We start from the raw sequence: 14,147 nt of genomic DNA on the forward strand, positions 1-14,147 counted from the left end.
CTGATCGAAGGGAAATGGCGCGATCATTTTTGATACGAGCGTTTCATCGACGGCGCGCGACACACGCACCGCAGCGGACGGTTACGGGGAACCACCTGTCCGGCGCAGAGCGACGCGGCGGCGCGCACCCGCGCCGACACCGCCCGCGGTTCCCCGGCGCCGGACCCGGCACCGGCGCCGCCGATCCGATGCCGGCATGTAAGTCTCGTCTCACCTGCACCAAAGCGCCCCCATGCGCCCCTCCCCCGCGCGTAGACGGCCGTATTGTCTAAACGTCAACGCGCCCTAAGGAGCTCCCATGACCGCGCCCGTCGTCCACTCGCTGCGCGAACAGATCCGCGAGCACATCCTCGAGGGGATCATCAGCGGACGCTGGAAGCCGGGCGAGCGGATCGTGGAGCGCCGTATCGCCACCGAGCTGGAGGTCAGCCAGACGCCGGTCCGCGAGGCGCTGCGCGAGCTGGAGTCGCTGCGCCTGATCGAGTCGGCGCCCAACAAGGGCGTACGGGTGCGCAGTCTGACCGCCGCCGATCTGGAGGAGAGTTACCCCGTCCGCGCCGGCCTGGAGGCCATCGCGGCGGAACTGGCGGCGGATCGGCTGGCCGACGACTGCTCGGCCCTGGAGCCGCACGTCGCCGCGCTGTACGAGGCCGACAGCAAGGCGGACGGCACGGCCCAGGTCCGGCACACGGTCGCCTTCCACCGCGAACTGGTCCGCGCCGCGGGCAACTCGGTGCTGCTGCACACCTGGGAGGGACTCGGCATCGAGGTGTTCACCGCGCTGTCGATCCGCTGGCTGGGCACGGTGCAGCAGTCGTACGCCGAGGAGCACGAGGAGCTGGTCGCGGCCTTCCGGCGCCGGGACCCCCGCATCGCGGAGATCGTCAAGTCCCACGTCCTGGGGTGCGCGCCGCGGGCGTGAGCCCTTCGACACGCCCATAACGTGGCGGCATGTCCGACGCGGCACACGGTGTTCACGGCAGACCGCCCACACGCGAGGAGAAGTGGGCCCGGTTCAAGGAGTCGCCCCCCGCCCACGCTGTCGCGTGACGGCCGGGCGACAAGCGAGCAGCGGTGCACTCAAACGCGCCTCACCTGCGAAAACCAGGCAAAAACACGGCACCCGGTGCACGAGCCGGAGGCACCGCGTGCCGACTTTCTCGCGATCGAGAGGTTTTGCCCCTCAAACCTTTGATCGATCATCGATCAGCGAGTTACAGTCACCGACGGGCCGCGCGCGGAGCCGCACAAACGACTCCGTACCAAGCCTCACGCCCTGTCCTGCCAAAGACCAAGGGCACACCCGAACCCTTACCGATGAGGGAACCCCCTTCGACTGAGGAAGGCGGCGACATGACCGACCCCCACGCCATCCAGCCGAGCGAGCTCGACCAGCTCCCGGACCGTGACCCGGAGGAGACCGCCGAGTGGCGGGCCTCCCTGGACGCCGTCGCCCAGGCGGCCGGGCCGCACCGTGCCGCGTACCTGATGCGCCGCACACTGGAACGCGCCGAGGGCACCGGCATCGCGCTGCCCAAGCTCCTCGAGACGGACTACGTCAACACCATCCCCACCGCCGCCGAGCCCGCCGTGCCCGGTGACGAGGAGATGGAGGCCCGGATCACCGCGTGGAACCGCTGGAACGCGGCCGCGATGGTGACCCGCGGCTCGAAGTACGGCGTCGGCGGCCACATCGCCACCTTCGCCTCCGCGGCCTGGCTGTACGAGACCGGCTTCAACCACTTCTTCAAGGGCAAGGAGGCCGACGGGTCGGGCGACCAGCTCTACATCCAGGGCCACGCCTCTCCCGGCATCTACGCCCGCGCCTTCCTCGACGGCCGGCTCGGCGAGCACCACCTGGACAACTTCCGCCGCGAGTCCGGCGGCAACGGCCTCCCGTCGTACCCGCACCCCCGCCGCCTGCCCTGGCTGTGGGAGTTCCCGACGGTGTCCATGGGCCTCGGCCCGCTCTCCGCGATCTACCAGGCGCGGTTCAACCGCTACCTGACCAACCGCGGCATCAAGGACGTCTCGTCCTCGCACGTGTGGGCCTTCCTCGGCGACGGCGAGATGGACGAGCCGGAGTCGACGGCCGCGCTCGCGCTGGCCGCGCGCGAGGAGCTGGACAACCTCACCTTCGTCATCAACTGCAACCTGCAGCGCCTCGACGGCCCGGTCCGCGCCAACTTCAAGATCGTGCAGGAGCTGGAGGCCCAGTTCCGCGGTGCCGGCTGGAACGTGATCAAGACGCTGTGGGGCTCCGCCTGGGACGAGCTGTTCCGGCTCGACACCACGGGCGCGCTGGTACGCCGCCTGCGCCAGGTGCCGGACGCGCAGGTGCAGACGTACCAGACCCGCGACGCCGCCTACATCCGCCAGGACTTCTTCGGCGCCGACCCCGCGCTCGCCGAGATGGCGAAGCTGCTCAGCGACGACAAGATCCTGGAGATCTTCCACTTCTCCCGCGGCGGTCACGAGCCGCGCAAGGTCTACGCCGCGTACCAGGCCGCCGTCGCGCACAAGGGCGCGCCGACCGTGATCCTGGCCCAGACGGTCAAGGGCCACACGCTCGGCGAGGGCTTCGCGTCGAAGAACGCCAACCACCAGATGAAGAAGCTGACGGTGGACGAGTTCAAGACGATGCGCGACCTGCTCGGCCTGCCCATCGCCGACAGCGCGTTCGTGGACGGCGTGGTGCCCTACGCCCACCCGGGCGCCGACTCCCCCGAGGTCCGCTACCTCCAGGAGCGCCGCGCCGCCCTCGGCGGTCCGGCCCCGGCCCGCCGCGTCCACCCCCTCGCCCCGCTGCCCGCGCCCGCCGACAAGGCCTTCGCCTCCTTCGACAAGGGCTCCGGCTCGCAGAACGTGGCCACCACCATGGCCTTCGTGCGGCTCGTCAAGGACCTGGTCCGCGACAAGGAGACGGGCAAGCGCTGGGTGCCGATCGTCCCCGACGAGGCGCGCACCTTCGGCATGGAGTCGCTGTTCCCGTCGCTCGGCATCTACTCGCCCAAGGGCCAGACGTACGAGCCGGTCGACCGCGACCAGCTGATGTACTACAAGGAGGCCAAGAACGGCCAGATCCTCAACGAGGGGATCACCGAGGCCGGTTCGATGGCCGACTTCATCGCCGCTTCGACGTCGTACGCGACGCACGGCGAGGCGATGATCCCGTTCTACATCTTCTACTCGATGTTCGGCTGGCAGCGCACGGCCGACCAGATGTGGCAGCTGGGCGACCAGCTCGGCCGCGGCTTCCTGATCGGCGCCACGGCCGGCCGCACGACGCTGACCGGTGAGGGCCTGCAGCACGCCGACGGTCACTCGCCCGTCATCGCCGCGACCAACCCGGCGGCGCTGACGTACGACCCGGCGTTCGCCTACGAGATCGCCACGATCGTCAAGGACGGTCTGCGCCGGATGTACGGCGAGGCCGCGCCGGGCGAGGACCCGGACGTCTTCTACTACCTCACCGTCTACAACGAGCCGCTGCCGCAGCCCGCGAAGCCGCAGGGCCTGGGCATCGACGAGGGCATCGTCAAGGGGCTGTACCGCTTCAACACGGCGGAGTCGGCGGGCGTGACCGTGCCGGCGAACGCCCCGCGCATCCAGCTGCTCGGCTCCGGTACGGCAATCCACTGGGCGCTGAAGGCGCAGCGGCTGCTCGCCGAGGAGTGGGGCGTGGCCGCCGACGTGTGGTCCGCGACCTCCTGGAGCGAGCTGCGCCGGGACGCGCTGGAGGCCGACGCGGCGCTGCTGCGCGGCGAGGAGCGGGTGCCGTACGTCCGCCAGGCGCTCCAGGGCGCCGAGGGCCCGGTACTCGCGGTCTCCGACTACATGCGCCAGGTTCCGGACCAGATCGCGCAGTGGGTGGAGCAGGACTGGTCCTCGCTGGGCGCCGACGGCTTCGGCCTGTCGGACACCCGTGACGCCGCCCGCCGCCACTTCGGCGTCGACGCGGAGTCCATCGTGGTCGCCGCCCTGGCCCAGCTCGCCAGGCGCGGCGAGGTCAAGGCGACGGCCGTGAAGGAAGCGCGCGAGCAGTACGGCCTGTAGACCCCGGCCGGCACCGGACGGTTCCGGGAGGCCCCCGCCACGGCGGGGGCCTCCTGCATGATGGGGCCATGCGCGCTGCCCGCCTGATCAAGATGGTGCTCCTGCTCCAGTCCCGGCCCTCGATGACCGCCGCCGAGCTCGCCCGGGAACTGGAGGTGTCGGAGCGGACCGTCACACGGGACGCGCAGGCGCTGTCGGAGGCGGGCGTGCCGGTGTACGCGGACCGGGGCCGGGCCGGCGGGTACCGGCTGATCGGCGGGTACCGGACGCGGCTGACGGGCCTGCACCGCAGCGAGGCCGAGGCGTTGTTCCTGTCCGGGGTGCCGGGCGCGCTGCGCGAGATGGGTCTGCAGGACGCGGCGTCGGCGGCGCGGCTGAAGGTGTCGGCGGCGCTGCTGCCGTCGCTGCGGGACGCCTCCCGCACGGCCGCTCAGCGGTTCCATCTGGACGCGCCGAACTGGTTCCGGGAGCCCGAGACGCCCGCGCTGCTGCCCCGGATCGCGGAGGCGGTGTGGGACGACCGGCTCGTCACCGCGCGCTACCGGCGCGGGGACGGTGAGGTGGCCCGGGAGCTGGAGCCGTACGGGCTCGTGCTCAAGGCGGGGGTCTGGTACCTGTGCGCGCGGACGGTGCGGACGGGCGGCGGGTCCTTCCGGGTCTACCGGATCGACCGGTTCACGTCGGTGGAGGCGGGTGAGGAGCGGTTCGCGCGCGACGAGGAGTTCGACCTGCCCGGGTTCTGGGCGGAGCGGGCCGAGCAGTTCGCGCGGTCGATCCTGCGTGCCGAGGTCGTGGTGCGGCTGTCCCCGCAGGGCGCGCGCGTGCTGCCGCACGTCGTCGGCTCACTGTCCGCCGGTCGGGCGCTGGCCGGTGCGGACGCCCCCGAGGCCGACGGCTGGGTCACGGTGACGCTCCCGGTGGAGTCCGAGGAGGTCGCCCACACCCAGCTCATGGGGCTCGGGCCGGAGGTCGAGGTGCTGGCGCCGACGGAGCTGCGGGAGCGTTTCGCGCAGGCCGCGCGGCGGCTCGCCGGGCTGTACGGAACGTGAGGCGGGCCGCCCGGAAAACCGGCGCATTCCGCGTGCGCCCCACCCGTCGAAGCCCGATGCTTGACCCGTGATGGACGAGACGGAGTTCTGGGAGCTGATCGACGCCACGCGCGACGCCGCCGAGGGCGATCCCGAGGAGCAGGCCGACCTTCTCGTGGAACGGCTCCTGCAGCTGGACCCCGAGGCGGTCCTCGACTTCGCCCGTCACTTCGAGGCCCGCTACAACCGCGCCTACACCTGGGACCTGTGGGGCGCCGCCTGGGTGCTGCTCGACGGGGCCAGCGACGACGCCTTCGACTTCTTCCGGTGCTGGCTGATCGGCCAGGGCCGCGAGGTGTACGAGGGCGGCGTGCACGAGCCCGACTCGCTCGCCGACCTGCTGGACGACTTCGACGAGGAGATCGACGGCGACGGCGAGGAGCTGGGCTACGCGGCCGACGAGGCCTACGAGCAGCTGACCGGCACCGTCGCCCCCGACCTCGGCATCGCGCCCGCGGCCGCGGAACCGGAGGGCACGCCGGTCGACTTCGAGAACGAGTCGGCGCTCGCGCAGCGGTATCCGCGGCTGTGGGACCGCTTCAAGGAGTGAGGCCGCTCAGCCGGTCCGGCGGCGACTCGGGTCCGAGGGGACGTACGCCTGCGTCCGGTCGGCCTTCATCGCGTGGAGCAACGGCGCCGCGTTCGCCCGGTCGAGTGCGGAGGCGGTGACCGCGGCCGGGCCGAGGACGACCGTCACGACCGCGCCGAGCACCGTCCAGGGTCCGCGCAGGGCCCCGTTCCACGTGCCCGCCCGCTGTTCCGTATGACTGCTGCCGCTCATGTTCCCCACCTCCAGTCGGCTGATCGCCGAAACGGTGGGGCGCGGGCCTCTCCGTGCCCTGCGCGGCGGCTGTGGCCTTCCTGTGGGGTTCATGGCCGCCCCTGCAACCGGGCGGCCAGGTCCCTGATCTGCGGCAGCCGCGCGGTGAGGGCGGCGCCGGGGCAGCTGGTCATGTAGCCGTCGTTGTGGCCGGCCAGCGCGGGCAGCGCGACGGGGGTGCCGGCGGCGTAGCGGCTGTGGCTGTTGCTGGAGACCAGACGCACCTTCGCGCGCGGGTCGGTGCCCGACAGACCGAGTTTCCAGGCGGCCAGCGCGGCGATCGCCTCGGTCATCACGCGGGGCACCTCGGCGCCCGCGGTGAACGTGCCGATGGCGGCGATGCCGGTGGTGCGGTGGTTGAAGCCCAGGGTGTGGGCGCCGGTGACGGGGCGGTCGACCCCGCCCGCGCGGCCCTCGTAGATGGTGCCGCAGCGGTCGACGAGGAAGTTGTAGCCGATGTCGTCCCAGTCGCGGACGCCGGTCTGGCCCGCGTAGAGGTCGCGGATGATGCGCGGGGAGTCGGCGCAGCGGTAGGCGTTGGGCGAGTCGGTGTGGTGCACGAACACGGCCACGACCTGGTCGTCGTAGCGCGGCGGCGGCTGCTCGCCGGGGGCCTGACCGGTGCCGGCCCAGACCGTCCGGGGGACGACGGGCGGCATGGGGGCGGTGAGCGGCGGGGCGGCCACCCGGGCGGCGAGCTGATGGCCGCCGGTCCGGGCGGCCGTCACCGACCGGTCCACCGCGTGGGCGCACAGCGCCAGGGCGGTCATCGCGGCCAGACCGGGCAGGCATCCCGCCACGGTCACGGCCGCGCCGGGTATGTGCACGGCGGGCCGCCGTGCTCCCCGTCTGCTTCTCTTGGCACGTCTGAGGGCACGCATGGGTCCACTGTGGGCGCGAGCCGGTCCGTCCGCGATGTGTGCTGTGCCACCTGGTGGAACCATCGTCCGGGTCGGTGACGTTTTTCGGGATACACGCATGACGTGGCCGGTTCCCGGCCGGTGCCGCGGGGCGCGGCTGATCACTGGGCCCGTGCGGCGCGTATCCCGAGTGCCGGGGCGCGTACCCGCACGCACCGCCGGGTCCGAGAGAAAGGCGGCTTCGTGGACCTGCTCGACATCCTGCTGCTCCTGGTGCTCCTGGTCTACGCCGGTTCCGGCTACCGGCGCGGGCTGGTGGCCGGCTGCGTCTCGCTCGCCGGGTTCGTGGGCGGTGCGGCGATCGGCGTGTGGCTCCTGCCCTGGGTGATGGATCTGGTGGCGCCGGGCGCGACGGCGGCGACGGTGACCGCGGTGCTGACGGTGCTGGTCCCGGCCGTGGTGGGCCACGAGCTGGCGGGGCGGCTGGCCTTGCGGCTGCGGCGGGAGCTGGACCGGGGGCCGCTGCGCGTGGCCGACGGGATCGGCGGGGCGGCGGCCAACGCGGTCGCCGTGCTGATCGTGGGGTGGGTGGCCGCCAGTGTGCTGGCCGCGTCCTCGTCGCCGCTGCTGACGGGCGCGATCCGGGACTCGCGGCTGCTCGGCGCGGTGCACGGCGTGATGCCGCAGACCACACCGGCGTGGTTCTCGCGGGCCACGTCCGCGCTCACCGAGGCGGGCTTCCCGCAGGTGTTCAACCCCTTCGAGAACGAGTCGACCGCACAGGTGGCCGAACCCTCCGGCGACAACGTCACGGCGAGCGCGACCAACGCCGCCCAGCGCAGCACGGTGAAGGTCGAGGGCGTCGCGGGCGGCCAGGGGCGCGAGGGCAGCGGGTTCGTGTACGCGGCCGAGCACGTGATGACCAACGCGCACGTGGTGGCGGGCATCGACGCGCCGACCGTGCGGATCGGCGGGGTCGGCCCGGCGTACCCGGCGCGGGTGGTGCTGTTCGACCCGGACCGGGACGTGGCCGTGCTCCACGTTCCCGACCTGCGTGCCCCGGTCCTGGAGTTCGACGACGCCGAGCGCGGCGATGCGGCCGTGGTCGCCGGCTATCCGCACGACGGCGGGCTGGACCTGCAGGCGGCGACGGTCGCGAACCGGGTCCGGGCGACCGGCCAGAACATCTACAGCGACAAGAACGTCACGCGCGAGATCTACTCGGTCCGCTCCACGGTCCGCCCCGGCAACTCCGGGGGCCCGCTGCTCACCACCGACGGCAAGGTGTACGGCATGGTCTTCGCCCGCTCCACCTCCGACGCCGAGACGGGCTACGTCCTGACGGCCGCCGAGATCGCGGGTGACGCGGCACGGGCGGCGGACGCGACGGCGCCGGTGGACACGGGCGAGCTGGTGACGTCGTGACGCCCGGCTGCCACCGGGGCCCTCACAGGAACCGGCCCATCAGCACGTCGTCGACGTACTCCCCGTCGAGGAGGAACTCCTCCGGCAGTACGCCCTCCACCACGAACCCCTCGGACTCGTAGAGCTCGCGGGCCGGGGTGTTGTGCCCGAGGACCCGCAGGGTGACCCGGCGGGCCCCCTGCCGCCGTGCCTCGTCCTGCACGGCCCGCAGCAGCGCCCGGCCGACCCCGGCGCCGCGCGCCTCCTCGCTGACGGCCAGGCCCTGGATCTGGCGGACGTGCGCGTTGCTCACCAGGGACGTGGGGAACCCGAGCCGTATGTAGCCGACGACCTCTCCGGCGAGGTCGGCGACGAGATGGTCCAGCGGCCCGAAGCGGTCGTTGAAGAAGGGCTCGTACGGCGGCCCGGGGCGCGGCTGGACGGAGTGCAACACGGACCAGCAGCGCCGGTCGAGCCGCCCCAGGGCCTCCTCGTCGGCGTACCTGGCGTGGCGTATGTACGGAACCGGCATGACGTCACTGTACGGCGGCCGTGCGAGCGCCAGTCCGGCCTTTGTGCCCGGTCGGCGGGCAGGATGGGCTCATGGAACGAATCGCGGTGGCCGGCGCGTCCGGTCTCATCGGCAGCGCCCTGGTGCGGTCCCTGACCGCCGAGGGGCACGCAGTGGTGCGCCTGGTGCGCCGGGAGCCCGAGGCGGCGGACGAGGTCCGCTGGCAACCCGAGGACGGGTACGTCGACGCGGCCGGACTCGCCGGGTGCGACGCGGTGGTGAACCTCGCGGGTGCCGGTGTGGGCGACCGCCGCTGGACGGAGGCGTACAAGGCGCGGATCCGCGACAGCCGGGTGAAGGGTACGGCGGCACTGGCCAGGGCCGTCGCCGACCTGCCGGCGGAGCGACGGCCACGGGTGTTCGTCAGCGGCAGCGCGATCGGCTACTACGGGGACACCGGGGAGCGGGCCGTCGACGAGGACGCGCCGCCGGGGACGGGCTTCCTGCCGGAGCTGTGCGTGGAGTGGGAGTCGGCGGCGGCACCCGCGCGGGAGGCGGGGGTGCGGACGGTGTTCACGCGGACCGGGCTGGTGGTGTCCCGCCGGGGCGGTGCCTGGGGGCGGCTGTTCCCCTTGTTCCTGGCGGGCCTCGGGGGGCGGATCGGGGACGGGCGGCAGTACTGGTCGTTCATCGCGCTGCACGACGAGGTCGCCGCGATCCGGCACTTGCTCGACCGTGACGACCTGTCCGGGCCGTTCAACCTGACCGCCCCGCAGCCGCTGACGAATCGTGAGATCACCGAGGCGATGGGGCGGGTGCTGCGCCGGCCCACGGTCCTCGCGGTGCCGGCGCCGGTGCTGCGGGCCGCGCTGGGCGAGATGGCCGGGGATGTGCTGGGCAGTCAGCGGGTGGTGCCCAAGCGGCTGCTGGAGTCGGGGTTCGGCTTCGCGTTCCCGGGGATCGAGGCGGCGATCCGGGCCGCCGCGTGAGAGGTGGTGCGGCGGGACGGGGCCGGTCGTCGTCCGGGGCGTTGAGAACGTGACGCCCTGCACGTGGCCCTGCATGACCGTATGCGACCGCCGTGCGACCGTGCCCTGCTCATGCGCGACTGCTCCTGACCGGACGCGGCTTTAGCCTCGACCCGAACTCGGGTATCCCCCAAGGCGGTTGAGGGCATGAGCTCTCCACCGGCCGCGCAACGTCGAGGAGGGGCAACGTGCTTGAGCCCGCGTATCAGGCGGACGTCGTCGTCGTGGGAGCCGGGGTCGCCGGTCTCGCCGCGGCGCATCGGCTGACCGGTGCAGGAATCGCGACCGTCGTCCTGGAGGCCGCCCCGTCCGTGGGCGGGCGCATGGTGACGGAGAAGGTCGACGGCTTCCGGCTCGACCGCATCGGGCAGCTCCTGTTCACGTCCTATCCGGAACTGAGCCTGACACCGGGGCTGGAGGCGCTCGCCCTGCGCGCGTTCGCCCCAGGTGTCCTGCTGCACAGCGACGGGCGCCGGCAGCTCGCGGGCGCCCCGGCGGTCGGTGGGAGCGCAAGGGGCGCACTCCATGCTGTACGCGCCCTTGCGAGCGCCCCCCGTGCGACGCCGAGGCCGGCCGCCGGGGGCCGCGCCCTGGCGGGGGCGCCGCGTGCGGGTGCTCCGCTGGGCGGCGCCGTGGACCAGGCGCGGCTCGGGGCCGCGCTCGCCCGGATCGGCGGGATGCCGGTCGAACGGGTGCTGGCCCGCCCGGAGTTGCCGGCCGGGCAGGCGCTCGCCGCGCGCGGGCTGCCCGCGCGGACGATCGACGGCTTCCTGCGGCCGCTGCTCGCCGCGCTGTTGTGCGATCCCGGGCTGACCACGTCCAGCCGGTGCGCGGACCTGGCGCTGCGGGCCTTCGCGGCGGGGCGGATGTGTGTGCCGGAGGGCGGCGCCGAGGTGCTGCCCCTGCTTCTCGCGCGCGGCCTGCCGCCGGGGACGGTGCGCACCGGGGTGCGGGTCACCGGGGTGTCCACGACGTCCGTGGGCACGGCCGAGCACGGGGAGTTCCGGTGCCGGGCGGTGCTGGTGGCGACGGACCCGCGGACGGCGGCCGAGTTGCTGCCGGGGCTGCGGGTACCGGACTTCCATCCGGTGACGGTGCTGCACCACGCGACCGACGAGCCGCCGCGGACCGGGGCGTCACTCCTGCTGGACGCCGACCGGGGCGGGCCGGTGGCGCACACGGCGGTGGTCAGCGCGGTGGATCCGACGCGGGCGCCGCAGGGGCGGGCGCTGGTGTCCTCGACGGTGCTGGGGGCTCCGCCGAGCGATGTCGACACGGCGGTGCGGATGCATCTGGCCCGGCTGTACGGCACGTCGACGGCGCGCTGGGAGACGCTCGCCGTGCAGCACACCGCGGAGGCCGTGCCGGCGATGCGTCCGCCGCACGACCTGCGACGGCCGGTGCGGCTGCTGGCGGGCCTGTACGTGTGCGGCGACCACCGGGACACCAGCACGGTCCAGGGCGCGCTGCACTCGGGCCGCCGGGCGTCCGCGGCGATCCTGGCGGACCTGGGAGCCGCGGGCTCGATGCACTCGTCCGACCCGGCTCCCACGGCACGGGCGGCATGAGGAACGGCCCGCCTCCCCCACGCGCGCACCGCGGGCGGCTCGCTGCCTCGGGGAACCGCCGCGGCGGCTGACACCTCCGGTGACGGAACCGCGAGATCGGGCGACCGGCGCAGACCGGACCGCAAAGCAACGACCACCGCCGGCCCGCCGCCGGGAGGTCGGCGGCTCGACGACGCCGGATCGAGCTGCCCCGGCGGATCGAGCCGCCGGTCGACGCAACGCCGCCGATCAGGCCGCCGACCGAAGGAGCCGCACCCGACCAAGCCCCCGCTCGGCACAGCCCGAAGCCCTCCGACCAAGTCCCGGCGGGTCAGTTCAGTGCCGCCACCTTGTCGCGGTACGTCCGTGCCGGTGCCGCGTCCCTGTACGGCTCCAGTCGGCGTTCGAAGTCCCTGACGTACTCGACCGCCCGCACCGACCGCATCTCCGCCGCCTGCCCGGCCGCCTCGGCGGCCAGCTGGCAGGCCTGGTCGAGTTCGCCGAGGCCGAGGCGGGCGGTGGCGAGGACGACGCGGCAGAACAGGCGGCTGCGGGCGAACCCGGGGGCGCGCAGTTGCAGCGAGCGCTCCGCGTGCTGCGCGGCGGCCCGGAACTGCTGCAGGTCCCGGTGGCAGTGCCCGAGTTCGTCGGCGAGCTGCGCCTCGTCGAAGGAGCGCGCCCAGTGGGGGACGTCGTCCGCGGGCCCGGCCGCCTCCAGGGCACGCTCGGCGCGCACCAGGGACGCGGTGCACGCCCGCACCTCCCCGAGCACCGCGTGCCCCCGCGCCTCGGCGGCGTGCAGCAGCGCCTGCACGACGGGCGGCGCGGAGCCGCCCACCCCCTGCTGGGCCACCCGCGCGAGCTGCACGGCCTCGCGCCCGTGGCTCAGATAGACGGCCTGCCGGCTCATCGTGACGAGGACGTACGCCCCGTGGGCCCGGTCCCCGGCCGCCTGCGACAGCCGCAGCGCCTGCACGAAGTACCGCTGCGCGAGGCCGTGGGCGGCGATGTCGAACGACGTCCAGCCGGCGAGCCGGGTGAGGTCGGCCGCGGCGGCGAACAGCCGTCGGCCGGTCTGCTCGCCGTAGGTGCCGCGCAGCATGGGTTCGAGCTCGTGTTCCAGGTACCGCACCAGGGCCTGCCGGGCGTGGCCGCCGCCATAGGCGTTGTCGAGGGTGCGGAACAGCTCGGCGACCGACCGGAGCGCGGCGATGTCGCCGGAGGTGACCCGGTGGCCGCCTCCCCGCTCGCCCCGGCCGCGCTGCTGGGGCACCACCGGGCGGCCCTGTGCGGGCACCCGGGCCGGGGACTCGCCCCGGGCGACCCGCTCGTCGGCCCGGCCGATCAGCCAGTCCCGGCTGGGGACGACCAGCCCGGCCGGCGTGAAGGCGATCTTGCGGAGCTCGGCGTGGCTGCCGGAGTCCTTGCGCCACAGTCCGCTGACGATGTCGACGGCCTCTTCCGGCCCGGCCGCGAACTCCAGGCCCGCGTAGACCGGGGCGCAGGCGTCCAGGCCCAGGTCCTGGGCGGTGAGCCGGCGGCCGAGCCGGCGGGTGAACACCTCGGCGATCAGCGCCGGGGTCGTACCTCGCGGCTGCTGTCCGCGCAGCCAGCGGGTGACGGAGGTCTTGTCGTATCTGAGGTCGAGTCCGTGTTCGAGGCCGAGCTGGTCCACGCGACGGGCGAGACCGGCGTTGGAGAACCCCGCTTCTGCGATGAGCGCGGCGAGCTGGCGGTTGGGGGTGCGCTGCGCGGGTCGTTCCGTCATCTGCGGTGCGGTCTCCTGCCTTCGGACATTCGGCGGCTCTCGCCCCGTGCTGCCCGGATTGCCTGTGAGCAGCCCTTATGGCCTCGTGAACGGCGCGAATGTAGCGGAGAGTGAGCAGCTGATCGCACACTTCGACGTTCATTCATCCGATCGTGTGAGGATTGCCCCCAGGGCTGACGCGCACAGAGCAGTCGTACAGTGGCGTGGGCGCGTTTCATGCCTTACGACCTTCGAGGGAGGCGTTTGCCGTGAGTGAGTTGCGGTTCGTCCGTTTGGGATTCGGCGCGGACGCCGTCGAGTACCGGGAGGCGTGGGACGAGCAGCGCCGGGTGCACGCGGCGCGGTTCGCCGACGAGATCCCCGACACGGTGCTGCTGCTGGAGCACCCGCCGGTCTACACCGCGGGCCGGCGCACGGCGGAGAACGAGCGCCCCCTGGACGGCACGCCGGTCGTGGACGTGGACCGCGGCGGCAAGATCACCTGGCACGGCCCCGGCCAGCTGGTGGGCTACCCGATCCAGAAGCTCCCGCGCCCGGTGGACGTGGTGGCGCACGTCCGGCGGCTGGAGGAGGCGCTGATCCGCACCTGCGCCGAGTTCGGCCTGGAGACCACCCGGATCGAGGGCCGCAGCGGCGTCTGGGTCCTCGGCGACCCGGTCGAGCGGCGCCCGTCCCTGGGCGGCCTCTCCCTCGACTTCGACCCGCGCCTGCACGACGAGGAGTTCGACCCGCGCCTGAACGGCCCGGAGTACGCCCCCTCCAACGCGGGCCAGCGCCGCGAGGACCGCAAGGTCGCCGCGATCGGCATCCGCGTCGCCAAGGGCGTCACCATGCACGGCTTCGCCCTGAACGTGAACCCGGACAACGCCTGGTTCGACCGCATCATCCCGTGCGGCATCCGCGACGCGGGCGTCACGTCCCTGGCGAACGAACTCGGCCGTGACGTCACGGTCGAGGAGGTCACCCCGGTCGTGGAGCGCCACCTGCGGGACGTCCTGGAGAACGCGGAACTGAAGCCGCGGGAGATCGAGAAGACGCCGGCGTGACCGCCCCGGCGGCATAAAC

At 73.5% G+C, this 14,147-nt stretch carries 12 protein-coding genes; 8 read left to right on the forward strand and 4 right to left on the reverse strand.

The window, feature by feature from the left end:
• The first annotated feature begins 298 nt into the window (after window positions 1–298).
• From IPT68_RS10290 to IPT68_RS10305, 4 genes are all read left to right on the forward strand, one after another.
• Window positions 299–922 carry a GntR family transcriptional regulator gene (locus tag IPT68_RS10290; RefSeq protein ID WP_189696954.1) on the forward strand — a complete coding sequence of 208 codons (624 nt, stop codon included), beginning with the start codon at window positions 299–301 and terminating at the stop codon, window positions 920–922.
• Window positions 923–1,353: 431 nt separating this feature from the next.
• Window positions 1,354–4,056: a pyruvate dehydrogenase (acetyl-transferring), homodimeric type gene (gene aceE / locus IPT68_RS10295; RefSeq protein WP_189696953.1), complete on the forward strand. Its 2,703-nt coding sequence runs from the start codon at window positions 1,354–1,356 to the stop codon at window positions 4,054–4,056.
• A gap of 68 nt (window positions 4,057–4,124) precedes the next feature.
• Complete coding sequence (locus IPT68_RS10300; RefSeq protein WP_189696952.1) at window positions 4,125–5,105, forward strand: helix-turn-helix transcriptional regulator; 981 nt, start codon at window positions 4,125–4,127, stop codon at window positions 5,103–5,105.
• Window positions 5,106–5,175: 70 nt separating this feature from the next.
• Window positions 5,176–5,694, forward strand: coding sequence for a DUF4240 domain-containing protein (locus IPT68_RS10305; RefSeq protein WP_189697078.1), 519 nt, complete (start codon window positions 5,176–5,178; stop codon window positions 5,692–5,694).
• A 6-nt stretch (window positions 5,695–5,700) separates the two neighbouring features.
• Here IPT68_RS10305 and IPT68_RS10310 read toward each other — a convergent pair whose 3' ends face one another.
• Both IPT68_RS10310 and IPT68_RS10315 read right to left on the reverse strand, forming a co-directional pair.
• Window positions 5,701–5,925 (reverse strand): hypothetical protein, encoded by a 225-nt coding sequence (locus IPT68_RS10310; protein WP_189696951.1) that lies wholly within the window; start codon window positions 5,923–5,925, stop codon window positions 5,701–5,703.
• An 89-nt stretch (window positions 5,926–6,014) separates the two neighbouring features.
• Window positions 6,015–6,845 carry a peptidoglycan recognition protein family protein gene (locus IPT68_RS10315; RefSeq protein ID WP_228040350.1) on the reverse strand — a complete coding sequence of 277 codons (831 nt, stop codon included), beginning with the start codon at window positions 6,843–6,845 and terminating at the stop codon, window positions 6,015–6,017.
• Window positions 6,846–7,067: 222 nt separating this feature from the next.
• Between IPT68_RS10315 and IPT68_RS10320 the strand changes: the two genes are divergently transcribed.
• Window positions 7,068–8,249 carry a MarP family serine protease gene (locus IPT68_RS10320; protein WP_189696949.1) on the forward strand — a complete coding sequence of 394 codons (1,182 nt, stop codon included), beginning with the start codon at window positions 7,068–7,070 and terminating at the stop codon, window positions 8,247–8,249.
• A gap of 22 nt (window positions 8,250–8,271) precedes the next feature.
• Here IPT68_RS10320 and IPT68_RS10325 read toward each other — a convergent pair whose 3' ends face one another.
• The gene (locus tag IPT68_RS10325; protein WP_189696948.1) at window positions 8,272–8,760 is read right to left on the reverse strand and encodes a GNAT family N-acetyltransferase; all 489 of its coding nucleotides are present in this window, start codon (window positions 8,758–8,760) and stop codon (window positions 8,272–8,274) included.
• A gap of 71 nt (window positions 8,761–8,831) precedes the next feature.
• Between IPT68_RS10325 and IPT68_RS10330 the strand changes: the two genes are divergently transcribed.
• Together IPT68_RS10330 and IPT68_RS10335 are read left to right on the forward strand one after the other, a co-directional pair.
• Window positions 8,832–9,728, forward strand: a complete 897-nt coding sequence (locus IPT68_RS10330; RefSeq protein ID WP_189696947.1) for a TIGR01777 family oxidoreductase — start codon at window positions 8,832–8,834, stop codon at window positions 9,726–9,728.
• A gap of 227 nt (window positions 9,729–9,955) precedes the next feature.
• Window positions 9,956–11,335, forward strand: a complete 1,380-nt coding sequence (locus IPT68_RS10335) for an NAD(P)/FAD-dependent oxidoreductase (RefSeq protein WP_189696946.1) — start codon at window positions 9,956–9,958, stop codon at window positions 11,333–11,335.
• 310 nt (window positions 11,336–11,645) lie between these two features.
• On the opposite strand, the gene IPT68_RS10340 is transcribed toward IPT68_RS10335, so the two are convergent.
• Window positions 11,646–13,082 carry a regulator gene (locus IPT68_RS10340; RefSeq protein WP_189696945.1) on the reverse strand — a complete coding sequence of 479 codons (1,437 nt, stop codon included), beginning with the start codon at window positions 13,080–13,082 and terminating at the stop codon, window positions 11,646–11,648.
• A gap of 248 nt (window positions 13,083–13,330) precedes the next feature.
• On the opposite strand from IPT68_RS10340, the gene lipB reads away from it, so the two are divergent.
• Complete coding sequence (gene lipB / locus IPT68_RS10345; protein ID WP_189696944.1) at window positions 13,331–14,128, forward strand: lipoyl(octanoyl) transferase LipB; 798 nt, start codon at window positions 13,331–13,333, stop codon at window positions 14,126–14,128.
• Window positions 14,129–14,147: the final 19 nt, after the last annotated feature.

Origin of the sequence: Streptomyces chromofuscus (genome assembly GCF_015160875.1) — a bacterium.
GTDB lineage: Bacteria > Actinomycetota > Actinomycetes > Streptomycetales > Streptomycetaceae > Streptomyces > Streptomyces chromofuscus.

Bases quoted from the DNA above. Each gene is read 5' to 3' on its own strand.
- IPT68_RS10305 (WP_189697078.1), top strand. From the start codon at position 5,176: ATGGACGAGACGGAGTTCTGGGAGCTGATCGACGCCACGCGCGACGCC.
- IPT68_RS10340 (WP_189696945.1), bottom strand. From the start codon at position 13,082: ATGACGGAACGACCCGCGCAGCGCACCCCCAACCGCCAGCTCGCCGCG.
- IPT68_RS10325 (WP_189696948.1), bottom strand. From the start codon at position 8,760: ATGCCGGTTCCGTACATACGCCACGCCAGGTACGCCGACGAGGAGGCC.
- IPT68_RS10290 (WP_189696954.1), top strand. From the start codon at position 299: ATGACCGCGCCCGTCGTCCACTCGCTGCGCGAACAGATCCGCGAGCAC.
- IPT68_RS10315 (WP_228040350.1), bottom strand. From the start codon at position 6,845: ATGCGTGCCCTCAGACGTGCCAAGAGAAGCAGACGGGGAGCACGGCGG.
- IPT68_RS10300 (WP_189696952.1), top strand. From the start codon at position 4,125: ATGCGCGCTGCCCGCCTGATCAAGATGGTGCTCCTGCTCCAGTCCCGG.
- IPT68_RS10330 (WP_189696947.1), top strand. From the start codon at position 8,832: ATGGAACGAATCGCGGTGGCCGGCGCGTCCGGTCTCATCGGCAGCGCC.
- IPT68_RS10310 (WP_189696951.1), bottom strand. From the start codon at position 5,925: ATGAGCGGCAGCAGTCATACGGAACAGCGGGCGGGCACGTGGAACGGG.
- aceE (WP_189696953.1), top strand. From the start codon at position 1,354: ATGACCGACCCCCACGCCATCCAGCCGAGCGAGCTCGACCAGCTCCCG.